The organism is Achromobacter sp. GW823-FHT04E03 (assembly GCF_058796095.1).
Map to the genome: position 1 here is coordinate 1,353,442 of NZ_JBXAIJ010000002.1, position 22,297 is coordinate 1,375,738.

The 22,297-nt window shown below is 66.3% G+C and carries 17 protein-coding genes and 1 pseudogene; 9 read left to right on the top strand and 9 right to left on the bottom strand.

The window, feature by feature from the left end:
* Positions 1-51: 51 nt before the first annotated feature.
* From AC1RHV_RS17520 to ychF, 4 genes are all read left to right on the top strand, one after another.
* Complete coding sequence (locus tag AC1RHV_RS17520) at positions 52-666, top strand: 50S ribosomal protein L25/general stress protein Ctc (protein WP_042797362.1); 615 nt, start codon at positions 52-54, stop codon at positions 664-666.
* Between the two features lie 97 nt (positions 667-763).
* Positions 764-1,360, top strand: a complete 597-nt coding sequence (pth, locus tag AC1RHV_RS17525) for an aminoacyl-tRNA hydrolase (protein WP_054451950.1) — start codon at positions 764-766, stop codon at positions 1,358-1,360.
* Positions 1,360-2,145 carry a CPBP family glutamic-type intramembrane protease gene (locus AC1RHV_RS17530; RefSeq protein WP_054451949.1) on the top strand — a complete coding sequence of 262 codons (786 nt, stop codon included), beginning with the start codon at positions 1,360-1,362 and terminating at the stop codon, positions 2,143-2,145. The genes pth and AC1RHV_RS17530 overlap by 1 nt, the downstream gene beginning before the upstream one ends.
* A gap of 97 nt (positions 2,146-2,242) precedes the next feature.
* Positions 2,243-3,334, top strand: a complete 1,092-nt coding sequence (gene ychF, locus AC1RHV_RS17535; RefSeq protein WP_054451948.1) for a redox-regulated ATPase YchF — start codon at positions 2,243-2,245, stop codon at positions 3,332-3,334.
* A gap of 192 nt (positions 3,335-3,526) precedes the next feature.
* Here ychF and AC1RHV_RS17540 read toward each other — a convergent pair whose 3' ends face one another.
* From AC1RHV_RS17540 to AC1RHV_RS17555, 4 genes are all read right to left on the bottom strand, one after another.
* Entirely contained in the window at positions 3,527-3,904 is a 378-nt protein-coding gene (locus tag AC1RHV_RS17540; RefSeq protein ID WP_125472711.1) for an SH3 domain-containing protein, read from the bottom strand.
* A 37-nt stretch (positions 3,905-3,941) separates the two neighbouring features.
* Positions 3,942-4,697: a sulfite exporter TauE/SafE family protein gene (locus AC1RHV_RS17545; protein WP_175161364.1), complete on the bottom strand. Its 756-nt coding sequence runs from the start codon at positions 4,695-4,697 to the stop codon at positions 3,942-3,944.
* Positions 4,698-4,815: 118 nt separating this feature from the next.
* Entirely contained in the window at positions 4,816-5,259 is a 444-nt protein-coding gene (locus AC1RHV_RS17550; protein ID WP_054451943.1) for a MarR family winged helix-turn-helix transcriptional regulator, read from the bottom strand.
* Between the two features lie 3 nt (positions 5,260-5,262).
* Positions 5,263-6,861: an MDR family MFS transporter gene (locus AC1RHV_RS17555; RefSeq protein WP_306653183.1), complete on the bottom strand. Its 1,599-nt coding sequence runs from the start codon at positions 6,859-6,861 to the stop codon at positions 5,263-5,265.
* Between the two features lie 393 nt (positions 6,862-7,254).
* On the opposite strand from AC1RHV_RS17555, the gene AC1RHV_RS17560 reads away from it, so the two are divergent.
* Together AC1RHV_RS17560 and AC1RHV_RS17565 are read left to right on the top strand one after the other, a co-directional pair.
* On the top strand, positions 7,255-9,774 hold the full coding sequence (locus tag AC1RHV_RS17560) for an AsmA family protein (RefSeq protein ID WP_175161368.1): 2,520 nt from the start codon (positions 7,255-7,257) through the stop codon (positions 9,772-9,774).
* On the top strand, positions 9,771-10,157 hold the full coding sequence (locus AC1RHV_RS17565; RefSeq protein ID WP_054451940.1) for an MOSC N-terminal beta barrel domain-containing protein: 387 nt from the start codon (positions 9,771-9,773) through the stop codon (positions 10,155-10,157). The genes AC1RHV_RS17560 and AC1RHV_RS17565 overlap by 4 nt, the downstream gene beginning before the upstream one ends.
* Positions 10,158-10,179: 22 nt before the next feature.
* Here AC1RHV_RS17565 and AC1RHV_RS17570 read toward each other — a convergent pair whose 3' ends face one another.
* The 4 genes from AC1RHV_RS17570 to rsmD all read right to left on the bottom strand — a co-directional run bounded on the left by AC1RHV_RS17570 (position 10,180) and on the right by rsmD (position 12,905).
* Entirely contained in the window at positions 10,180-11,403 is a 1,224-nt protein-coding gene (locus AC1RHV_RS17570) for a benzoate/H(+) symporter BenE family transporter (protein WP_054451939.1), read from the bottom strand.
* A complete protein-coding gene (locus AC1RHV_RS17575) occupies positions 11,400-11,651 on the bottom strand; it encodes a YfhL family 4Fe-4S dicluster ferredoxin (RefSeq protein WP_042795127.1) in 252 nt (83 codons plus the stop codon). The genes AC1RHV_RS17570 and AC1RHV_RS17575 overlap by 4 nt, the downstream gene beginning before the upstream one ends.
* A gap of 125 nt (positions 11,652-11,776) precedes the next feature.
* On the bottom strand, positions 11,777-12,280 hold the full coding sequence (coaD, locus tag AC1RHV_RS17580) for a pantetheine-phosphate adenylyltransferase (RefSeq protein ID WP_013396175.1): 504 nt from the start codon (positions 12,278-12,280) through the stop codon (positions 11,777-11,779).
* A 58-nt stretch (positions 12,281-12,338) separates the two neighbouring features.
* A complete protein-coding gene (rsmD, locus tag AC1RHV_RS17585) occupies positions 12,339-12,905 on the bottom strand; it encodes a 16S rRNA (guanine(966)-N(2))-methyltransferase RsmD (protein WP_054451938.1) in 567 nt (188 codons plus the stop codon).
* Between rsmD and ftsY the strand changes: the two genes are divergently transcribed.
* Positions 12,904-14,220, top strand: a complete 1,317-nt coding sequence (gene ftsY / locus AC1RHV_RS17590) for a signal recognition particle-docking protein FtsY (RefSeq protein ID WP_492301496.1) — start codon at positions 12,904-12,906, stop codon at positions 14,218-14,220. The genes rsmD and ftsY overlap by 2 nt on opposite strands.
* 78 nt (positions 14,221-14,298) lie before the next feature.
* Here the strand turns inward: ftsY and AC1RHV_RS17595 are convergent, their stop codons facing one another.
* Entirely contained in the window at positions 14,299-15,957 is a 1,659-nt protein-coding gene (locus AC1RHV_RS17595) for a CYTH and CHAD domain-containing protein (protein WP_119449619.1), read from the bottom strand.
* A gap of 331 nt (positions 15,958-16,288) precedes the next feature.
* Here AC1RHV_RS17595 and AC1RHV_RS17600 point away from each other — a divergent pair.
* Positions 16,289-16,417 (top strand): annotated as a pseudogene (locus AC1RHV_RS17600) (ESPR domain-containing protein); the annotation flags it as partial.
* A 153-nt stretch (positions 16,418-16,570) separates the two neighbouring features.
* On the top strand, positions 16,571-22,240 hold the full coding sequence (locus tag AC1RHV_RS17605; protein WP_492301776.1) for an autotransporter domain-containing protein: 5,670 nt from the start codon (positions 16,571-16,573) through the stop codon (positions 22,238-22,240).
* Positions 22,241-22,297 lie beyond the last annotated feature (57 nt).

Consider the following 22,297-nt stretch of genomic DNA (forward strand, 5'->3'; position numbering starts at 1 on the left):
GTGCACTAATCGGCGAAGTCTCTTCGCCATTTATTGTTTTTGGAGTTTTCCATGAAATTCAATGCCACTGCGCGTAGCGTCCAGGGTTCGAGTGCGAGCCGCCGCCTGCGCCGCGCGGGCCGCGTTCCCGCCATCGTTTATGGCGGTACGGCTGCCCCCCTGAACATCGAACTCGACCACAACGAGATCTACCACGCCCTGCGCAAGGAAGAATTCCACGCGTCGATCCTGCAAATGGCGCTGGAAGGCGCAGCCAAGGAAGAGCAAGTCCTGCTGCGTTCGGTTCAATGGCACGCCTACAAGCCGCAAGTCCTGCACGTGGACTTCCAGCGCGTGGACGCCAACCAGGCCCTGCATACCAAGGTCCCGTTCCACTTCATCAACGCTGAAGTCTCGCCGGCCGTGAAGCTGGGCGGCGCCATCATCAGCCACGTCCTGACCGAACTGGAAATCACCTGCCTGCCGGCAGCGCTGCCCCAGTTCATCGAAGTGGACCTGAAGGATCTGCTGCCTGGCGCTTCGGTCCACCTGGCCGACATCAAGCTGCCCAAGGGCGTGACGTACGTGCCCCACGGCGGTGACGCCAACCCGCTGCTGGCCGCCACGGCCGTGGTCAAGGGCGGCGCTGCCGCCGACGAAGGCGCTGCCGAAGCTCCGGCCGCCTAAGTTCCGCCGGAAAGCCCGCGGGCTTTCCACGGCTGGTACCCGAAACCCTGCGTGTGCATTTGCATGCGCAGGGTTTTTTGGTTTAAACACCCCCATCATGTCTACTCCTATACGCCTCATCGTCGGACTGGGTAATCCCGGCCCTGACTACGAAACGACCCGGCATAACGCCGGCTTCTGGCTGGCCGACCATCTGGCGGACGACTTGCGCGCTTCTTTTGCGCTGGAGAAGTCCTTTTTCGGAATGGTGGCCAAGTCCCGTCTGGGCGCCGACAACGTGCTGCTGTTGAAGCCCAATACCTACATGAATCGTTCCGGCCAGGCGGTGGGCGCGTTGGCTCGTTTCTACAAGCTTGTGCCCGAGCAGGTGCTGGTGCTGCACGACGAGTTGGACCTGATGCCCGGTCAGGTGAAACTGAAGCAGGGCGGCGGGCACGCCGGCCACAATGGCTTGAAGGACATCCAGGCGGCCTTGGGCAGCCCCAACTTCTGGCGCCTGCGCATCGGCATCGGCCATCCCCGCACGCTGGGCCTGGCCCAGCAGGTGGCGGACTTCGTGCTGCATCCGCCGCGCCGCGAGGAACAGAAAGAGATCGAAGCGGTGATCGACCGGTGTCGCGCGGTCGTGCCGGCGATGCTGGCCGGAGATTTTCCCCTGGCGACACGCCAGCTCCACAGCGGCAACGAGGCCTGATGACGGACCAGCGGCAATCGGCTTCGCTATCTGGCGGAAAACTTCGCTTTCGCAGCGAAGTTGCGGATTTCTGGCGCTTCATCCGGCACCCGCATCCGGCTTCGCGCCTGCCGGGCCGCGCGTCCGCGAGCGGGCTGGTGGCCGACTGGTGGCCGGGCCTGGGGCCTGGACGCCTGCTGGCCTGGGCCGCGCTGCTGTGGGCCGTGAACCTGTTCGCACTGGGGCCGGTGGCGGTGGCCGCCGCCGGGCTCGGCGGCGTTACGCATCGGCTCGATCCCGCCAACATCCCCTGGCTGACCGCCGTCATCTGGGCGCCGCTGGTGGAAGAGATACTGTTCCGCTATGGCCTGCGCCGTCCAAGACAGGCGCTATGGCTGATCCCGGCGATGGTGCCCGTGGTGCTGTGGGGGCCCAAGGTCTGGACCGGCCTGCTGCTGGCTGCATTCGTCATCCTGGCCTGCTGGGGCGCGCGCCAGCGCCCCGAACCGCTACGAGGCTGGGACACCACCTGGCGGCGCTATTACTTGCAGCATTTCGGCCTGGTGTTCCACCTGGTCGCGCTGACCTTTGCCGCGGTGCACCTGACCAACTTCGTCTACGGCAAGACGCCATACTGGCTGCTGCCCCTGCTGGTGCTGCCGCAATGGCTCACGGGCCTCGTGCTGGGCTGGATGCGCGTGCGTCGCGGAATCGGCGCAGCCATATTGCTGCATTCCGCTTTCAACGCTGGCCCCATTTTGATGATCTGGATCATCATGCGCTGGGTTCCCGCCGCCGCAGCCTGACCGGGGCCGCAACGGCGGCCCGGCCGGCGGGGCCTGAGCGCCCAGCCGGGGTAAACTAGAACGTTAACGATCAATACCGTACTTACACAGGATTCCCATGGCTCTGCAATGCGGCATCGTCGGCCTGCCCAACGTAGGCAAATCGACCCTCTTCAACGCTCTGACCCGCGCCGGCATCGCCGCCGAGAACTATCCGTTCTGCACCATCGAACCCAACGTCGGTGTGGTCGAAGTGCCGGATCAGCGTCTGCAGAAGCTGGCTGAAATCGTCAAGCCCGAACGCATCCTTTCCGCCACCGTCGAATTCGTCGACATCGCGGGCCTGGTCGCCGGCGCGAGCAAGGGCGAAGGCCTGGGCAACCAGTTCCTCTCGCACATCCGCGAAACCGACGCCATCGTCAACGTGGTGCGCTGCTTCGAAGATCCCAACGTGATCCACGTGGCCGGCAAGGTCGATCCCATCGCCGACATCGAAGTCATCGAAACCGAACTGGCCCTGGCCGACCTGCAGACCGCTGAAAAGGCCCTGCAACGCCACCAGAAGACCGCGCGTTCGGGCGACAAGGAATCGCAGCGCATCGTGGCCGTGCTGGAAAAGTGCGTGGCCCAGCTGAACGAAGCCAAGCCGATCCGTGCGCTGGACCTCTCCACCGAGGAAAAGGCCGACATCGCCCAGCTCTGCTTCATCACCGCCAAGCGCGCGATGTACGTGGGCAACGTGGCGGACGACGGCTTCACCAACAATCCGCTGCTCGACCGCCTGACCGAATTCGCCGCCGCGCGCAACGCGCCCGTGGTCGCCATCTGCGCCGCCATTGAATCCGAGATCGTCGACCTCGACGACGCCGACCGCCAGGCTTTCCTGTCGGACATGGGCATGGAAGAGCCCGGCCTGAACCGCCTGATCCGCGCCGCCTTCAAGCTGTTGGGCCTGCAGACCTACTTCACCGCAGGCGTGAAGGAAGTGCGCGCCTGGACCGTGCCGATCGGCGCCACCGCGCCCCAGGCCGCCGGCGTCATCCACACCGACTTCGAACGCGGCTTCATCCGCGCCCAGACCATCTCCTATGACGACTACATCACCTACAAGGGTGAGCAGGGCGCCAAGGAAGCGGGCAAGATGCGCGCGGAAGGCAAGGAATACATCGTGCAGGATGGGGACGTGATGAACTTCTTGTTCAACGTCTAAGCGAAACAGCACATCCCGCGAAGCACCCCAAAGATCAGACCTGTGTCCGATCTTTGGGGTGTTTTTTTTGGTGAGGCGTCAACAGCGATGCGCGCCGCTCCAGGAAGGGCTTTGCGAGAACGGTATGAGGGATGAGAAACAATCGGTTGCGGCGAATAGCGGGATGACTGGCAGCGGCCGAGTTGGACCGCATCAGCAGATGGTGTGATCGCACAGACGCAGGTTTTCAAGCGGCACCCAGCCCGTCTCTCCATCCCCAAGCCTGACCGCCCACACCCACCCATTCAGTTCGCGCTCTCCGCGCAGCATTTCGCCTTGCGCGACATCCAGCTCCTTGTTGGTGAAAGCCTCCAGCATCGTGGCGCTGCCGTCGGCGTGGCGGTCCAGGAATTGCGCCGGCACGAAGCCGGCTTGTTGGCCTGCTGGCGTGCACAGATACCAGTCGGGCCAGCCCTCGGGGCCATCGTACCGTTCGCCGACGGTGACGCGATCTCCCTTGCGCACCAGCATGGGTTCGGGGAACTCGCTGGCGTGGGCCTGGATGACGAGGTAGCGGCGGTCGGAATTCATGGGCATTGCTGGGTCCGTATTGCGGTCACGGACGGAACTATGCCATGCGCTCCAGCAGCCGCGGCACCGCCGATGCCAGCAACGCGACTCCGGAAGCCGTCAGCAGGCCCAGCACGATCTGCCGGAAGCGCGCCTCGCTGATGCCTATGTAAAGCTTCGCGCCCAGCAACACCGGCACCAGCATGGCGGCGGCGACGATGGCGAACATGGGCAGCATGGCGCGCGTGACGATGCCGCTGGCCAGATACGTGCCCATGGTCACCAGCAGCATGGACAGGTTGAAGTTCTGGATGATGGCGCGTTGCGCGTCCTTGTCGAATCCGCGCAGGGTGCACCACAAGGTGGGCAGCGTGCCTGTGAAGCCGCCTATGCCGCCCAGCACGCCGCCGGCCATGCCGACGGCCGCATCGGCGGCGCGCCCGCCTGCGGCTATCTTCGGCAGGTTCTTGGCCAACAACATGGCGGGACACCAGATCACAAGCAGGATGCCGAGTATGGTCTTGAACCAGTCCATGTCCAGGCGCGGCAGCAGCGCCACGCCCAGCGGAATGCCGAACAGGCCGCCGATCACGAAGGGCAGCAATCGCCGCAGATCGAAGCCGCGGCGCACGGTGATGGCGGCGAGGATCTGCCCGACCAGGGCGCCGAAGACCGCGAGCGTCGCGGCCAGGCGCGGGTCCAGCACCCAGGCCCAGAACGACATCGCCACCAGGCCGAAGGCAAAGCCTGACAGGCCCTGCACGAAGCCCGCGATGACCGCACCCAGCGTCACCACCAAATACACCGAATCCATTGCCGCCTCTTTGTTCTTATGTGGGGGAGTCGGTTTGTATTCTGGATGATCCTTATGGCTCGCGAATCGTGTTTTGCTATGGGTCGATACCGTGCTTCTTATGGCGGCGGAGCCTGTGCTAGCTTGGCGCCTTGTCCGCCGCCCGCAGGAAATTCGCTTCCAGCACGCTCAGCACGCGATTCAAAGTGTCGATATCCGCGGCCGACAACCCCTTGAGCGACTCCTCGAAGAACGCCGCCCGCTTGGGCAGGGCTTCATCCACCACGGCCTGGCCGACGGGCGTGAGACTGGCGTTGGTCAGGCGGTTGTCCTGCGGATCCACTGCGCGCGCGATCCAGCCCATTTTTTCCATGGCCTGCAACTGCCGTGTGAGCGACGCGGGATCGAGCCGGCAGCGTTCAGCCAGATGCTTCTGCGAACATTGGCCGCACTCATGCAGCGCCAGCAAAATGCGCCAACGGGGCAGGGCGTGGCCGACGGTGCTGCTGAACGCGCTCTGCATGCCGCGGTAGGCCTGTCCCATGTGCTGGATGACCTGCAAGCCTTGTTGTTGTTTGGGCAAAAGCTATTCTCCGACGCCGGCCGGCTCTGGTTTGGAAGGGCGGATCAACTGGACCGGCGGCACGCGCCGCACGCACCAGAGCGCGAACACCGCAACCGCCAGGGCTATGAGTTGCCCTTCGTGGATGGCGCCGACGAGCGCGACGCGCGCGATCTCGATCAGCGAGGTTCCGTCCTGGCCTTGATGCGCCAATTGTGCCAGGAACTGCGTCTGGGCCTCGGGATTGACGAGCATCTGGGGATCATTCAGCTCTGGCAGCCAGCGGGCGGAAGCGCCGCGCAGCGTGGATTCGACGCCGCTGAAATAGCTGTGGTTGATCATGGTGCCGACGATCGCCGTGCCCAACATGCCGCCGATCATGCGCAGGGATTGCAGCAGCGCCGTGGCGATGCCCAGGTGGCTGCGGCCGGCGGTCTGCTGCGCGAAGACCGTCAGGTTGGGCATGATGAAACCCATGCCCAGCCCGGCCATCAGCATGTATGCAGCGATGAGCGCATGTGACGTATAGCTATGGGTGGTAACAATGCCCAGGCACGAGAGCGCCATCAGGATGAAGCCCGCATACAGCATGCGGTTGGGATTGCGGATGCGGGTGATGATGCGGCCGTTGACGATGCTGCCCACCGTGATGAAAACCACCATTGGCGTGATCAGCAGGCCGGCGTCCTGGGGCGACAGCCCGAAGCCGCCTTGCAGCAGCAGCGGCGCGTAGAACAGCAGCGAGTACATGGTCACGCCCACCAGCAGGGCCAGCGTGAAGAGCATGGCGAGGCCGCGGTTGCGGAACATGTCCAGCGGCAGCAGCGGGTGGGGGCAGCGCCGTTCCCACCAGAACAGCAGGGCGAAGGCTACTGCGCTGCCCGCGCCCAGCAGCAGGATGGATGCGCTAAGCCCTTCCTTGGGCAACAGTTCGACCAGCAGTTGCAGGCTGCCCAGCGCCACGGCGATGAGCAGCGCACCCTGCCAGTCCAGCCGCACGCGGCCGGTCGTGTGGTTGCGCAGATGCGGCAGATAGCGGGCGACGAACCAGAGTCCGAGGAGGCCAATGGGCAGGTTGACGTAGAACACCGAGCGCCAGCCATAGTGCTCGGTCAGCGCGCCGCCCAGGGTCGGGCCGATGGCGTTGGCGATGCCGAAGGCGGAACTGAGCATGACTTGCCACCGCAACCGCACGTGGGGATCGGGAAACAGGTCGGGGATGGACGCGAACGCCGTGCCTACCAGCATGCCGCCGCCTATGCCTTGCAGCGCCCGCGCCAGGACCAGCGTGAACATGCTGTCGGCCGCGCCGCATAGCGCCGAGGCCAGGGTGAACAATACGATGGCTGCCACTACGAACGGCTTGCGCCCGTAGTAGTCGCCCAGGCGGCCGAAGATAGGCACGGTGATGACGGAGGTAAGCAGGTAAGACGTCGCTACCCATGCATACAGTTCGAAGCCTTTGAGTTCGGCCACAATGGTCGGCAGCGCGGTGCCGACCACGGTCTGATCGATGGCGACCATCATCATGACGAAGCACATGCCCAGCATGGCAAGCAGGGTTTGGCGGAAAGGAAGCACTTGGCCGGGCGAGTGCGGGGTGCCTGTAGCGGGGGCGGACATTGTTGGATCTATCAATGATTGATGTATCAATCATTCTAGCCCTACAATCCGCGAGACAGAAAGTTGTCAGGTCCGAGGCCGGATTTCGAGACGCCGCATCGATACCGATAGTGTTGATTTTGCGCGGCCGCGCCCGGCCATCCGCGCGAAGTCGGCCCGATTTGTTACGATAGCGCTATCTGTACGCTGGCTCGGCTGGCGTCTTCATCAGGCTTTCCTTGGCAGATTCCATTTTCGGCGCCGCAGCCCCAGGCTCGGCAAGAGAGCGGGCACGCCCTGAAAGGCCGTGGCTACATGGGCCTGGCGGTTTTTCCGCAGCTAAAGCACCTTCCGCGCGCCCGGCGCAGCGGACGGCATTCAAGGATTTCCAGTCGAGGTACCGACGGGGCAGCAATGAAAACGTGGTTCAAGCGCATTTTGATAGGCCTGGTAGTGTTGGTTGTCGTGGCCGTCGTTGGCCTGGCCATCTTCTTGCTGACATTCGACCCCAACGCGTACAAGTACAAGCTGGAAGAGCTTGTCCAGCAACGCTACCAACGCACGCTGACGATAGACGGCGAGATCGAGCTGTCGCTCTTCCCGCGCATCGGGCTGTCGGTGCAGGGCGTGTCGCTGTCCGAGCCGGACAGCTCCGAAACCTTCGCCTCCATCGATAGCACCCGTCTGGCGGTCGCGGTGTGGCCGCTGCTGTCCAACAGCTTCGTGGTGGACCACGTCGCGATCACCGGTTTCAAGGCCCGTGTGGTGCGGGACAAGCAGGGCCATTTCAATTTCAGCAATCTCGTGGGCGGCACCGCGCCGATCACGGCGGCGCCGGCCAATCCGGCTGAAGCCTTGGCGGGCGCGGCGCAGAGCGCGGTGCAGGCCATCGCCAACGGCAACCTGCCGCAGCCGCGCAACAACATGCAGATCGACATCGCCGGGCTGGACCTGAAGGACGGCCAGGTGCAGCTGCAGGACGAGATCACGGGCATGGCGGTGGCGGTCACCAAGATCAACGCCAACACCGGCCGCGTCACCTTCAATCAACCGTTCGATGTGCGCATGACCGCACGCGTCGAGGGTGGCGATCCGCGCGTGGACGCCAATTTGACCGGCCAGGCCCTGCTTACGCTGGATCCGTCGGCCAAGCGCTACGCTGCGCAGAAGCTGGACCTGCGCATGGACGGCAAGCTGCCGGGGGCCGAAGCCAAGAGCCTGGCCATGCGCGGCAATCTGGCCTTCAACGGCCAGAAGTCGGCGTTGGACATCGCCGGCCTGGAAGTCGTGTTCCAGGGCGACGTCACCGATCCCGCTGCGCGCGCGACCAATGTGGATGCCAGCGTGGCCATCCCCAAGCTGGCGATCGACCCGCATAAGAGCCAGCTGCAGATCGAGAAACTGGCGATACGCGCCAAGGGCGGCGTGGCCGATGGTCCCTTCGAATTCGCCGTGGACGCGCCCGCGCTCAATATCTCTCCGGCGTCGGCCACGGGTGAGGCGCTGACGGGCCGCGTGCGCATCAGCGGCCTGGACGCGAGTTTCGGCTTGAACGGCATCAGCGGCAACGCCGGTGAGCTGGAGATCAAGGAAGCCAAGCTGGACAGCACGTCCAAGAATGGCGAACGGATCGTCAAGCTGAACTTCGCCTCGCCGCTGTCCTTGAACCTGTTGCAGCGCAGCGGCGGCCTGTCTGGCTTGCGGGGCGACGTCAACATCACCGATCCCGGACTGCCCAAGGGCAGCCTGCAGATCCCCGTGATCGGCAGCGTGACCGCGGATCTGCTGAAGGATCAGGCCACGAGCAAGATCAACGCCGTGCTGGAAGGCGGCAAGTTCGATTTGAGCGCGGACATTACCAAGCTGAGCGATGCGCCCAAGGTGAATTTCGCGCTGGTGGTGGATACGCTGGACCTGGACAAGCTGGTGCCGCCGGTTGCGGCAACGCCCGCGCAGCCGGCGCCCAAGCAGCCGGCCGAAGCCAAGAAGGAAGACGGCAAGCCCGCGCAGCCTGCAGCCCCTGCGGCGCCTGCCAAACCTGCCGACGACACGATCGACCTGTCTGCGCTGATCGGTCCCAGCGTCAATGGCACGATCAAGGTTGGCAAGCTGGTCGTGCGCGGCCTGAAGGCCGACGACGTCGGCGCCGCGGTCAAGCTGGACAAGGGCAAGCTGGATATCTCCAGCCTGACTGCCGGCCTGTACGGCGGCAAGCTGGCGGGCACTTTGTCGGTGGACGCCGCGCAGGGTAACCAGCTGGCCACCAAGATGTCGCTGGCCGGTATCGCCATCGAACCGTTCCTGATGGACCTGGCGCGCCAGAACGTGCTGAGCGGTACGGGCAGCCTTGCGCTGGACCTGAAGACAGCCGGCGCCAATGCCTACGCCATGAAGAGCGGCCTGGGCGGCACCATGCAATTGCGCCTGCGCGATGGCGCGGTCAAGGGCATCAACCTGACGCAGACGCTGCGCGAACTGAAGGCCGCCTTCAAACCGGAATCGCAGAATGAAACCGTCGCGTCCGACACCAGCAAGCAGACGGAATTCTCCGAGATGGACGCCGACCTGGCCTTCACCAAGGGCGTGGCCGCGGTCAAGCGCCTGAACGTGGTGTCGCCCCTGTTGCGCGTGACGCAGGGCGATCCGGCCACCATTGACTTCGTCAAGAGCGAATTGGACCTGGTGGCGCGAGCCCGCGTCGTCAATCCGGCAGCCGATCCGGAAGGCAAGGAACTGCTAGACCTGAAGGACGTGACCATCCCCGTGCACGTCAAGGGACCGTTCGACAAGCCGACCTATACCGTGCTCTGGAAGGACGCCATCGGCGGCATTCTCCAGCGCAGCCTGGAAAACAAGCTTCGCGAAGCGGTGACGGGCAAGGGCAAGGGCGGCGCTGCCGTCGACAAGGCTTTGAAGGGACTGCTGGGCAAATGAACGCCGAGAACTTCCAACCCGTGGCCGAGTGCGGCGTCACCACGCAGGCCGAGGCCGCGGGCTATCACCGGCAATGGCTGGTCGCCAACGATTCCGGGCAGTGGCTGAACCGCAGCCTGTGTCCGCGGCTGGCCGACGTTTCGGTCGAGCTGCGGCTGGGCTACCTGGTGCTGAAGGCGCCTGGCATGCTGCGCATGGACATTCCGCTGGACGTCATCGAAGACGACGACAGCGTGCGCTACAGCATGAAGGTGGGCGAGCAGGTGGTGGACGTGATCGACGAAGGGGAACTGGCCGCGGCCTGGATTTCCAACTTCGTCCAGGTGCCTTGCCGCATCATGAAGGTGCATCCCGATACGCCCGTGGCCGCCTGGCCGGCCTGAGCGGGCCGGGCGCAAGGGCCGTTCAAGCCTGAGCGCCAGAGCGCTTGAATTCGAAAGCCGCGTGGGCCAGCAGGCCTGCCAGAAGGCCCCAGAAGGCCGATCCGATACCCCAGAAACTGAAGCCAGATGCCGTGGCCAGCAGCGTGATGAGCGCGGCTTCGCGGCGTTGCGGGTTGGCCATGGCCGCGGCCATGCCGCCCATGATGGTGCCCAGCAGCGCCAGCCCGGCCAGCGCGGCCAGCAGGGCGGCGGGCAAGGCCTGGAAGAACACGGCCACGGCGCCGGCCACGACGCTCAGCACGACGTAGCCCAGGCCGTAGGTGGCCGCGGCGATGTAGCGCCTGGACGGGTCCGGATGCGCTTCGGGACCGGTGCAGATGGCTGCGCTGATGGCGCCCATCGTGACGCTGTGCGCGCCGAAGGGCGCGGCCAGCAGGCCCAGCAGGCCGGTGGCTGCCACCAGGCGCGAGGCGGGCGGCTGGTAGCCCGCCGCTTGCAGGATGGCCAGGCCGGGAAGGTTCTGCGAGGCCATCGCGACCACGAAAAGCGGAATGCCCAGGCTGACCGCGGCCTGCGCGCTGAAGGCGGGCGTGGTCCAGACGAATTCGGTGAGGCGCCAGTCCAGCAGGTCCAGCTGGATCAGGTTCAGGCCGAAGGCGATGGCGATGGCCACCAGCATGACGACCAGCACCGCGTAGCGCGGCGCCCAGCGCCGGCACAGCAGATAGGCGACGCACATCGCCAGCACCAGCGCGGGCTGCTGCTTGATGTTGCTGAAGACGCCCATGCCGAAGTTGAGCAGCACGCCCGCCAGCATGGCCGCGGCGATTTCGCCGGGGATGCGGCGCAGGATGGGATCGATCCAGCCGAACAGGCCGCAGGCCAACGTCAGCGCGGCGGCCAGGATGAAGGCGCCGATTGCCTCATTGAAGGGAACGCCGGCCAGCGCGGTGACCAGCAGCGCCGCGCCAGGCGTGGACCAGGCCATGACGATGGGCAGGCCCGTGCGCAGGCTGTACAAGGCGCCGCCCAGGCCGAACGCCAGGCTGAGCGAGCCGATCCAGGAGCCGATGTGCGCCGAATCCAGGCCCGCGGTATGGCCTGCCTGCACCATCAGCACGGCGGTGCCGCCGAAGCTGACCAGCACGGCGACGAGGCCGGCGGCGATGGCCGATGCGGACAGGTCGCGGCGGGCGTGGTGGCGGGAAGGAGGGAGGTTGATGCTGGACTGCGCGGCGTCGCTCATGCGGCACCGGTCAGGCGACGGTATTTGGCCATGAGCTGTTCCTGGCCTTCATTCCATTGCGGGTGCAGCTCGATGCACTCCACGGGGCACACGACCTTGCATTGCGGCTCGTCGTGATGGCCCACGCATTCGGTGCACCGGTCAGGGTCGATGACGTAATAGTCCTCGCCCATGGAGATTGCTTCGTTCGGGCACTGGGGCTCGCAAACGTCGCAATTGATGCATTCTTCGGTGATGGTCAGGGCCATGGCGGGCTGCGGTATGGGGCGGGTAGGGCTAAGCGCATTGTACCGCCGCCGCGCGCCCGGGCCGCGCAGCGCAAGAAGGGCGCTTTGCGCGCCCTTCGAGGGTGGAGCAATACCTGCGGCGGGGCTCAGCCCGGCCAGGACTGTTCGCGGCGTTCCTTGGCTTTTTCCTGGAGCCAGCGCTCGACGGACGGGAACACGAACTTGCTCACGTCGCCGCCCAACTGCGCGATCTCGCGCACGATGGTGCCGGAGATGAATTGGTACTGGTCCGAGGGCGTCATGAACAGCGTTTCGACATCGGGCAGCAGATGGCGGTTCATGCCGGCCATCTGGAATTCGTACTCGAAGTCGGACACGGCTCGCAGGCCGCGCACGATCACGCGCCCGCCCTGGTCGCGCACAAAGTCCTTGAGCAGGCCGCCGAAGCTTTGCACTTCCACGTTGGGATAGTGTCCCAGCACTTCGCGCGCGATTTCCACGCGCTCGTCGATGCTGAAGAAGGGCTTCTTGTTGCGGCTAATGGCGATCCCGACCACGACTTTGTCGAAAAGCGTGGCGGCACGGCGGACCAGATCCTCGTGGCCTCTGGTCAGCGGGTCGAAAGTGCCGGGATATACAGCGGTGATCATACGAGCTCCGTACCGTTATTTGTGGTTTACACCATCCTCCGAAGCTCGGATTATTGACCTATTTGCGCAATGCAGCAAATTCCAGCAGGTGGTAGTGGACCGCGCCTGCCTTGTCCTGCCGCAAGATCGTGAATCCTTCGGGGGCTTCGATGGGGCTTTCCGCCTCTACGTAGACTAGCCCATGCTCGGTCAGAATGCCTGGCAGAATCGGCCACAGGCGCGGCAGCCAGCCTTGGCCGAAAGGCGGATCCAGCAGGATCAGGTCAAATCGGGACGCATCCATGCGCTCGGCGACCTGCATGGCGTCGCCCACGTGGATGCGTATCATGTCGGCTTTGAGCTTGTCGCGCAGTGTCCGCAGCGCGGACGCGGCGGTCTTGTCCCGCTCGACCATCTGTACATGCGCCACGCCGCGCGAGGCCGCCTCGAAGCCCAAGGCGCCGCTGCCGGCGAATAGATCCAGCACCTGCTTGTCGGCGAACTCGCCGCCCCACAGGTGATTGAGCCAGTTGAACAGCGTCTCGCGCACCCGGTCGGGCGTGGGGCGCAGCGTCTCCACGTCGGGCACGGCAATGGGGGTGCGTCTGTATTGGCCCCCGACGATACGAATATACTTGTTACCCATGTTTAGCCGCTTCTTCAAGAAAAAATCCCCTCCGCCCGCCGCGCCGGTTCAACCCGCGCCGCCGCCGGAGGCTGCAGACGCCGTAGCCGCGCCTGCCGAGCCCGCCGCCGTCCCGGTCACTCCCGCGCCGGCGGCACCGCCCGTTGTGGCGCCTGTTGCTGCGCCGCATGAGGCGCCGGCCGTGACGCCCGCGCCGGTTGCGCCGACACCCGCTACGGTATCGGCGCCAGCGCCTGTTCCGGCGCCAGCGCCGGCCCCGGCATTGGCCCCCGCTCCTGTCGCGGCGCCCGCGCCGGTGGTGGCAACGCAAGCTCCGATCGCCGCTCCCGCGCCGGTTGCGGCTCCGGTGGCTCCGGCTGCGGCGCCGGCCCCAGCCCCCGAGCCCGCCGCCGAAGCCCCCAAGAAGGCTTCCTGGCTGTCCCGCTTGAAGCAAGGCCTGTCGCGTACGGGCCAGAGCATCGGCGGGATCTTCATCGGCGTGAAGGTCGACGAGAACCTGTTCGAGGAACTCGAATCGGCGCTCATTATGGCCGATGCGGGCCTGGAGGCCACGGAAAAGCTCCTGACGGCGCTGCGCGCGCGGGTCAAGAAGGAACGCATCGAGGACCCCGCCAAGGTCAAGGCGGCCTTGCGCCAACTGCTGGCCGACCACCTGCGCCCGCTGGAGCGCGCCTTCGACCTGAAGCGCACGCAACCCCTGGTCGTCATGATCGCTGGCGTCAACGGCGCCGGCAAGACCACTTCCATCGGCAAGCTGGCCCACACCTTCCAGCGCCAGGGCGCCAGCGTGCTGCTGGCCGCGGGCGACACGTTCCGCGCCGCTGCGCGCGAGCAGCTCATCGAATGGGGCAGCCGCAACAACGTGACGGTGATCTCGCAGGACGGCGGCGATCCGGCGGCTGTGGCGTTCGATGCGGTCAACGCCGGCCGCGCGCGCGGCATGGGCGTGGTGATGGTGGATACCGCGGGCCGCCTGCCCACGCAGTTGCACCTGATGGAAGAGCTGAAGAAGATCCGCCGCGTCATCGGCAAGGCGGATGCCGCCGCGCCGCACGAAGTGCTGCTGGTGGTGGACGGCAATACCGGCCAGAACGCCCTGGCGCAGATCCGCGCCTTCGATGCCGCCATCAATCTGACGGGCCTGGTCGTGACCAAGCTGGACGGCACCGCCAAGGGCGGCACGCTGGCAGCCGTGGCCGCGGGCAGCCAGGGCGTGCGCCCGATCCCGGTGTACTGGATCGGCGTGGGCGAAAGCCTGGAAGACCTGCAGCCCTTCGTGGCCGACGAGTTCGCCGGGGCTTTGCTGGCGGATTGAGGTCCGTGGGTCCGGCGCGCATGCGCCGGAGAAAACAAAGGGACGGCGCATGCCGTCCCTTTTGCGTTCAAGCCCGCGTCACTTCCAGAATGGCTTGCTGGCGGCCAGATCGTCGAACGCTTGCTGCGCGTCGTCCGCCAGTTCTTCCAGGCGCGCGCTGATCCAGCCCAGGGCGAACCAGGCTTGCGGATGGGTGGCGGTACACGACTCGTAGTAGTCCTTGGCCACTGCCAGGTCGTTGATTTCGCCCAGCACGTCCTGCACGCGCGACAGCAGCTTGCGATAGCCGCGCAGTTTGCCCGCGGGCAGCAGCGATTCGGCGAATGCCAGGCTGTACCGCAGCCGTTTGCCGCGCTTGCGCAGTTCGTGGCGCGTGGGAATGTCGAGCGTCGCGAATTGCGTGCCCTGGTCAGCCACCTTGCTATGCCAGCGGTGCAGGCGCCGCGCAAGCTGCTTGTGCAGGCGCTGCGGATCGGGTTCGGGCGCCAGCATCGGAATGATGGTGGGTTTGACGCTGGGCGCCGCCACGCCGCCTTCCAGCCGGATGGCGGGCTCGGGCGCGGCGTCGCTGGGGGTGCCGTTGGCTATCGTCTGGCCTTCCGCGGACGGCAGGGCCGGCGGCACGTCCAGGCTCCATTCCAGCAGCTCCAGCATCCAGGCCTGGAAGGCCTTGCCGCCGGCGATGCTGCGCGCGTCCTGTTCCGGGGGCGCGGCTTCCATAGGGATGACCGGCATGCCTGCGCGCATCAGCGCGGGCGCCACGGTTTCGTTCAGCACGTCCTGGTCGCGGTTGGCGCCGAAGGCGGCGAAGTGCGTGCGCACGCCTTGCAGCAGAGTGTCTGGAATCGGCGCGATCCAGCCGTCGAACAGCTTCCAGGCCGAACGCAGCCGGCGCACGCCCACGCGCAGCTGATGCACGTGTTCGGAGTTGCCGGCGCGGTAGACGCCCTCGGTGTCGACCTCGGCCAGCACCGAGGCGTTGCGCGCGATCTGGTCCAGGCATTCCGCCGCGATGCGCGCCATGGCCTGGGGCGCCGTCATGTCTTCGCGCAGCTTGACCGATGCGGCGCCGCGCGGCGCCCAGAACTGGGCGATGGCTTGGGCGCGGCGGGCTTCGAGGTCATCGCCCGGAATGGCGTCTGCATCTGCCAGGCGCTGAGCCAACTGGGCCAGCGCATCGCCGCGTTCGGACTTGCTGCGCGGGTCCAGCACCAGGCTGTGGCGCTGCTGCCAGCCGCGAGCCGCCGCGAAGATAGCGGCGGGGCGGCCCGACACCAGTTCGAATTCCAGTTCGGAGATGGGCAGCTCCAGCGCGCCGGCGCGCAGGATGCCGGTGTCATAGGCCAGTTCCACCGTGCCGTAGCGCGTGCGGACCTTGCGCAGGAGCCGCTGCACATCGGTTTCATAACGCAGGCCCAGTTCGCCCTTGATGGCTGCCAGCGCGGCTTCGACCTCGGTGCCGGCATACACCGACAGGTCCAGCACCGGGCCCGGCCGCGGGTGATTGAGTTCGATGCGCGTGATGGCATTGATGCCAGGCATCTTCAGCGTCTGCACCCAGTCGCGGCCTTCCTGGCGCAGCCGGATGGCGATGCGCGCCCGCGCAAGTTCGCGTTCCGGCGTATCGAAATACATGGCGTGCAGGCGGATGCGGGTCGCCTCGCGCTGCTTGACCTCTCGGAGCACCGCCTGGCGCGAGGCCGCAGGCACGTGCAGTTTCAATTCCTGTTCCGACATGGCGGCGGGCGTCCAACGGCAAAAGCCGAGATCTTAATCAAACGGGGCGGGCGATTTGATGACCGGTCATATTTATTTCACATGGAGCATAAACGTGTTTGCGGCGCATCAACAACCCGGTGAGCAGCCTTGCCCGCAAGCCAGGGGGAGACGCTGGCAGCCGCATGCCGAAGCGTTGGCCGGCTTCGTTCAATTACCAAGTTTCAGTGATATGCAATGTTACGAATCGCTTTTCTAATTGTAATTGGCGGGTAACGCGCTTCGCGGCCCCGGCTTCTACCCGCGTCTGCCCGGCAACTGTTCGTGCGGGCCCCGATTACATAAGAGCCCAATGAATCATACGTATCGCATCGTCTTCAACCGCAGCGCAGGCTTGTGGAAAGTGGTAAGTGAAAATGCTCGCGGGCAGGGCAAGGGCGGTTGCCGCAGGGGGCGATCCGCGCGCGGAAGCCTGCCGTTGATGGCGATGTTGCTGGTTGCCCCGGGCACGGCCAGCGAAACACAAGCGGGGCCGCTGGTCTCCTTCACGGGCGATACCACGGTCGGATCCATGTCAAGCCCGAAGATTACGGTCTTCGTCCCGCTCTCCGTGGGTATATTCGGCGTGGGAACAGTGACTATCGCCGATGGCGGCGAGCTGTTGATGTCGCTCGGCAACACAGTGTCTCTGGCCGACTCGGCCTCGGCGGACGGCACGATCAACATCGGCGCGGCTCCCGGCGCCGCGCCCGCGGGCGCTGGTTTCCTGGTAACGCAGCGACTCGCGTTCGGCGCGGGTACCGGCACGCTGAATTTCAACACCAACAACCTCTACGACTTCGGCGCGGCGCTGGTCAGCAGCGCGGCGGGCACGCACCAGCTCAATCACTATGCCGGCTCCACGCGGCTGTCCGGTAATAGTTCAGGCTTCGTCGGCAACACCACCGTCACGGGCGGGAACCTGCAGATCCTCAACGTTCTGGGTACCGCGGAAGGACGTATCGATGCCGGGCAAGCTCCCGGCGCCACGGCCCGGGTCAGCGTGTTCAGCCCCGGCTCGACCTGGGCGCTGACGGACAACCTTTTTGTCGGCGGCGCCGGACCCGGAGAGCTGAGCATCTTCAGTAGCGGCACGGTCTCGAACCAGTTTGCGACGGTGGATGCCCGGCAGAATGACGCGGCGAAAGTGACGGTTTCCGATGTCGGGTCGCTCTGGAGCAATCGCGCGGTGCTGCTGGTTGGTTCGGAAGGCGGGAGGGGCAGCGTGTCGATCCTGGCGGGGGGATATGCGACCAGCGTCGATGGCGTTGTCGGGCGCATGCAGAACGGCAATGGCGCCTTCCTGGTGTCGGGGCGCGGTTCAACCTGGATCAATAACGGCGAGCTCAGGGTGGGCGATGTGTCCGGTCAGGGCACACTGACCATCGAATCGGGGGGCTTCGTCTCGAACAAAGACAGCTATGTGGGCAGCATGAGCGGTAGCGGCAACGTTGTTGTCCGCGGCGCCGGCTCCATCTGGGACAACAGCGGCGCGATGACCCTGGGATTTGGCGTGGGAACGGGGGCGGGCAGCCTGACGATCGCGCAAGGCGGCACAGTGAACGTTGGCGCGAGCGGCGGAGGGGCCGTGTCCCTGGCGCAGGACCGGTTTCTTTTCTTTCCCACCACCGGCACGATCAATATCGGCGCGGCGGCGGGGCAGCCGGCCGTAGGCGCCGGCACGCTCAACGCCAGCGCAATCCAGTTCGGCGCCGGCATTGCCACCGTGAACTTCAACCATACCGAGTCCGCCTACACGTTTTCGACGCCGCTGTTGAGCACAGGCGCCGGTTCACATAGTCTGAACCAGATCGCCGGCACCACGTTGCTGACGGGCGCCAATAGCTCATTCCGGGGCAGGACCACGGTGTCGGGCGGCAAGCTGGTGGTGCTGGGCCAGTTGGGAGGTTCGGCCGCCGTCACGGGCGGGGTCTTGCAGTACGGAGACGGCGCCACGGGCGCGGCCAACACCCTGAGCGGCAACCTGAATGTCTCAGGCACCGGCAGCACGCTGGCGGTGCATCGGGGCGCCACGCTGGCGGTCACGGGCGACATGGAAATGGCCGATGGCACCGTGCTGGACTTGATGGCCGGCACGGGCAGCCCGCTGTTGCAGGCAAACAAGGTCACGCTGGGCGATGGCGTGGTGTTCAGGCTGAGCGGCATCGCCGACAAGAGCGGGCTCAATACCGTGTTGATCGAGGCGCCCACAGGCGGCATCGACGGCGATTTCGGCGCCGTCAACGTGGGCGGCTTTACCGGAGAGGTCGACTATCTCACCGTCAACACACGCAAGTCCGCGGACAACAAGCAGTACCTCGCCACCTACGGCCTGAGCTGGACCGCCAACAACAACCTGGCCCATGGCACTTTCACGCTGGCCGATGCGTCGAACCGGTTCACGCTGGGGGTGCCGCTTTCCGACCAGGCAGCCAATGCCGCCGCCGGTTGGGACGGCAAGAGCTTGACCAAGGCCGGCGCCGGAACGCTGGTGCTGCAAGGCGCCAACACGTACAGCGGCGGCACGGCCATCCTGGGCGGCACGTTGCAGGTCGATAGCGATGCCAACCTGGGCGCAGCTGTCGGAGGCCTGCATTTTGGCGACGGCACGTTGGCGACCACCGCAAGCTTCGACACCGCGCGCGCCGTCACGCTGGCGCAGAGCGGACGTTTCGACGTGGCGGCAGACACCACGCTGGGCCTGACCGGCGCGGTGTCGGGTGCGGGAGCCCTGGTCAAGAGCGGCGCGGGCACGATGGTGTTGAGCGGCAGCAATAGCCACGGCGGGGGGACGATGATCGCCAGCGGCACGCTGCAGATCGACCGCGATGCCAACCTGGGAGCGACGGCCGGCGGCCTGGCCTTCGGCGACGGCACGCTTGCGGTGACGACCACCTTCGACATCGCGCGCGGGGTCGCCCTGGCGCAGTCGGGGCGATTCGAGGTGACCACGGGCGCCACGCTGGGCCTGGCCGGCTCGGTGTCGGGCGCAGGCGCGCTGGCCAAGAGCGGCGGCGGCACGCTGGTCTTGAGCGGCAACAACAGCTATGGCGGCGGCACGCAGATTTCGGGCGGCCGCTTGCAGGTGTCGAGCGATGCGAATCTCGGCGCCGCGTCCGGCGGCCTGAGTTTGAACGGCGGCACCTTGGCGACCATGGGCAGCTTCGATACCGCGCGGGCGGTCGCGCTGACGCAGGCAAACAGTTTTGACGTGGCCGCCGGCACGACGCTGGGGCTGGTCGGCGCCGTCACGGGCAGCGGCGATCTGTTCATGTCCGGCGCCGGCACGCTGCGTCTGGACAACGGGGCCAACGCCTACGGCAATACCTGGGTGCGCGCTGGCACGCTGGTCGGCCATGCCGGTTCGATCTCGGGCAACGTCGACATCAACAGCATCGGCAGGCTGGTGTTCGAGCAGACCGCCGATGCGCGCTTTGCCGGCGCCATCTCGGGCGACGGCGCGCTCGTAAAGAAGGACGCGGGCACGCTGAGCCTGGCTGGCAACAGTTCCTCCTACTTCGGCAAGACCACGGTGTCCGGCGGAAGGCTCGTGGTGCAAGGTTCGCTGGGCGGCTCGGCCGAAGTCACGGGCGGCGTCCTGCAATATGGCGACGGCGCAGCCGGCGCAGCCAATAGTCTGACAGGGGACTTGAACGTCGGCGCAGCGGGCAGCGCCTTGTCGGTGCAGGGGCCGGCGTCGCTGGCGGTGGCGGGCAATGTCAATCTGGCGGATGGCACAGCCCTGGATATCGCAGCCGGCGCGGGCGGCCCATCCTTGCAGGCGGGTGGGCTGGCGCTGGGCGAGGGCGTCGCCTTCACCCTCAGCGGCATAGGCAACGCCAGCCAGCTCGACAAGGTGCTGATCGACACCCGCGGCGGCATTCGCGGCGACTTCGGATCGGTGCGCGTGGGCGGCTTCAGCGGCGCGGTGGACTACCTCACGGTCAACACGCGCAAGTCGGCCGACGGCCTGCAATATCTCGCCAGCTACGACCTGAGCTGGACCGCCAACAACAATCTGGCGCACGGCACGTTCACGTTGAGCGATGCCGCCAACCGGTTCGTAGTCGGCGCGGATCTGGCAGACCAGGCGGCCAACGCCGCGACGGGCTGGAGCGGACGATCGCTGCTCAAGGCCGGCGCCGGCACGTTGGTCCTGAGCGGCAACAACACCTATAGCGGCGGCACCACGATAGCCGGGGGCACGTTGCAGGTTGCAAGCGATGCGAACCTGGGCGCGGCTTCTGGCGGCGTGGCATTCAATGGCGGCACGCTGGCGGCATCGGCGTCCTTCGATACCGCGCGTGCCATGACGCTGACCCAGGCCGGGCGCTTCGAGGTGGCTGGCGGCGCAACGCTGGGGCTGGTCGGCACAGTCTTGGGCAACGCCGACCTGATCAAGACCGGAGCCGGCACGCTGCGACTGGACAACGCGGGCAACGCCTACGGCAATACCGTCATCCAGGAAGGCATGCTGATCGGCGATGTCGGGTCGATCCGGGGCAATGTCGACAACAATGGCTCCTTGGTGTTCGAACAAGGCGCGAACGCAACGTTCGGCGGCGCCATCTCCGGTGGCGGCGCGCTGGTCAAGAGCGGCGCGGGGACGCTGGCGCTGAGCGGCGACAGCTCGGGCTTTACCGGCAGCACCACGATTCAGGGCGGCCGGCTGGCCTTGAACGGCAAACTTGGCGGCGCGCTCAATATCGGCCAGGGCGGCGTGCTCGGAGGCCGCGGCACAGTGGGCTCGGGCGCTGGCTCGGTGGTGACCGTGGCGGCCGGCGGCACGCTGGCGCCAGGGAATTCCATCGGCACGCTGACCGTCGACGGCGATCTCGTCATCGAGAGCGGCGCGCGCTACGCCGTGGAAACCAATCCGCAGGGCGCCGATGCCGACCTCATCCATGTCACGGGCAATGCCACGATCAATGGCGGCTCGGTCGCGCATATCGGTATCGGCGGCGACTACGGGCTGCGTTCCGTCTACACGATACTGGCGGCCGACGGCGCCTTGTCCGGCCGGTTCGATACGGTGACGTCCGACTATGCCTTCCTGACGCCGAAACTCGGCTACGACTACGGCGCGGGCCGAGTGTCGCTGGAATTGGCGCGCAACGGCACCGCGATGGCCACGGCCGCCGACACGCGCAACCAGCGCGCGGCGGCGGGCGCCATCGACAGCATCGGCATGGCGGCGGGCAATGGGCTTTACGACGCGTTCGCCGTGCTACCGGACGACAAGGGCTTGCTGCGTTCCAGCTTCGACCAGCTATCCGGCGAAATCCACGCGTCGGCCAAGACCGTGCTGCTCGAAGACAGCCGCTATGTGCGCGACGCCGCCAGCGAGCGCCTGCGCTCGGCCGCGGGCGCGGTCGGCGCGTCGGCGACGCCGGTGCTGGCGTCCGCAGGGGGCGGCGCCCGCCTGGTTCCGGCAACGGCGACGGGGCCCGCCAGCTGGATACAGGGCCTGGGTTCCTGGCGCCAGACCGACGGCGACGGCAATGCTGCCCAGGTCAAGAGCTCGACCGGCGGCTTTCTGCTGGGCGTGGATGCGCCGGTGTCCGATGCCTGGCGGCTGGGCCTGATGGCGGGCTACACCCGCACGGATTTCGACGTGCGCGATCGCGCGTCATCGGGCGACAGCGACAACTACCATCTCGGGGCCTACGGCGGCGGCCAGTGGGGCGCGGTGGGCCTGCGCGGCGGGCTGGCCTACAGCTGGCACGACATCGCGACTCGGCGCTCGGTATCCATGCCCGGCTACTCCGACAGCCTCAAGGCCAACTACGACGGCCGCACCGTCCAGGCGTTTGCCGACCTCAGCTATCGCATCGACACGCGCGTTGCTGCGCTGGAGCCGTTCGCCAACCTGGCCTACGTCAACCTCAAGACCGACGGCTACAGCGAGAGCGGCGGCGCAGCCGCCCTGCGTGCAAACAGCCAGACCACCGAGACCACGTACACGACACTGGGTTCGCGGCTCATGTCCAGCTTCGAACTGGGCGGCGCGCAAGCCACGGCTCGCGGATCGCTGGGCTGGCGCTACGCCTTCGGCGACTTGAAGCCCGCCGCCACCCAGGCTTTCGCGGCGGGCGATGCCTTTACCGTGGCCGGCGTGCCCATCGCGAAGAACAGCGCGGTGCTGGAAGCGGGGCTGGACGTGCAGGTGTCGCGCAAGGTGTCGTTCGATCTGTCCTACCAAGGACAGCTCGCCAGCGGGGCGCAAGATCACGGCGTCAGGGCAGGGGTTAGCGTGCGGTTCTGATATGTGGGCGAAAAAAAACCGCCCGTTTCCGGGCGGAGCAAAGGAACGCTGTAGGGA

Excerpts from the sequence above, each read along its gene's own strand:
- AC1RHV_RS17520 (WP_042797362.1), top strand. The coding sequence starts at position 52 with ATGAAATTCAATGCCACTGCGCGTAGCGTCCAGGGTTCGAGTGCGAGC.
- pth (WP_054451950.1), top strand. The coding sequence starts at position 764 with ATGTCTACTCCTATACGCCTCATCGTCGGACTGGGTAATCCCGGCCCT.
- AC1RHV_RS17530 (WP_054451949.1), top strand. The coding sequence starts at position 1,360 with ATGACGGACCAGCGGCAATCGGCTTCGCTATCTGGCGGAAAACTTCGC.
- ychF (WP_054451948.1), top strand. The coding sequence starts at position 2,243 with ATGGCTCTGCAATGCGGCATCGTCGGCCTGCCCAACGTAGGCAAATCG.
- AC1RHV_RS17540 (WP_125472711.1), bottom strand. The coding sequence starts at position 3,904 with ATGAATTCCGACCGCCGCTACCTCGTCATCCAGGCCCACGCCAGCGAG.
- AC1RHV_RS17545 (WP_175161364.1), bottom strand. The coding sequence starts at position 4,697 with ATGGATTCGGTGTATTTGGTGGTGACGCTGGGTGCGGTCATCGCGGGC.
- AC1RHV_RS17555 (WP_306653183.1), bottom strand. The coding sequence starts at position 6,861 with ATGTCCGCCCCCGCTACAGGCACCCCGCACTCGCCCGGCCAAGTGCTT.
- AC1RHV_RS17560 (WP_175161368.1), top strand. The coding sequence starts at position 7,255 with ATGAAAACGTGGTTCAAGCGCATTTTGATAGGCCTGGTAGTGTTGGTT.
- AC1RHV_RS17565 (WP_054451940.1), top strand. The coding sequence starts at position 9,771 with ATGAACGCCGAGAACTTCCAACCCGTGGCCGAGTGCGGCGTCACCACG.
- AC1RHV_RS17570 (WP_054451939.1), bottom strand. The coding sequence starts at position 11,403 with ATGAGCGACGCCGCGCAGTCCAGCATCAACCTCCCTCCTTCCCGCCAC.
- AC1RHV_RS17575 (WP_042795127.1), bottom strand. The coding sequence starts at position 11,651 with ATGGCCCTGACCATCACCGAAGAATGCATCAATTGCGACGTTTGCGAG.
- coaD (WP_013396175.1), bottom strand. The coding sequence starts at position 12,280 with ATGATCACCGCTGTATATCCCGGCACTTTCGACCCGCTGACCAGAGGC.
- ftsY (WP_492301496.1), top strand. The coding sequence starts at position 12,904 with ATGTTTAGCCGCTTCTTCAAGAAAAAATCCCCTCCGCCCGCCGCGCCG.
- rsmD (WP_054451938.1), bottom strand. The coding sequence starts at position 12,905 with ATGGGTAACAAGTATATTCGTATCGTCGGGGGCCAATACAGACGCACC.
- AC1RHV_RS17595 (WP_119449619.1), bottom strand. The coding sequence starts at position 15,957 with ATGTCGGAACAGGAATTGAAACTGCACGTGCCTGCGGCCTCGCGCCAG.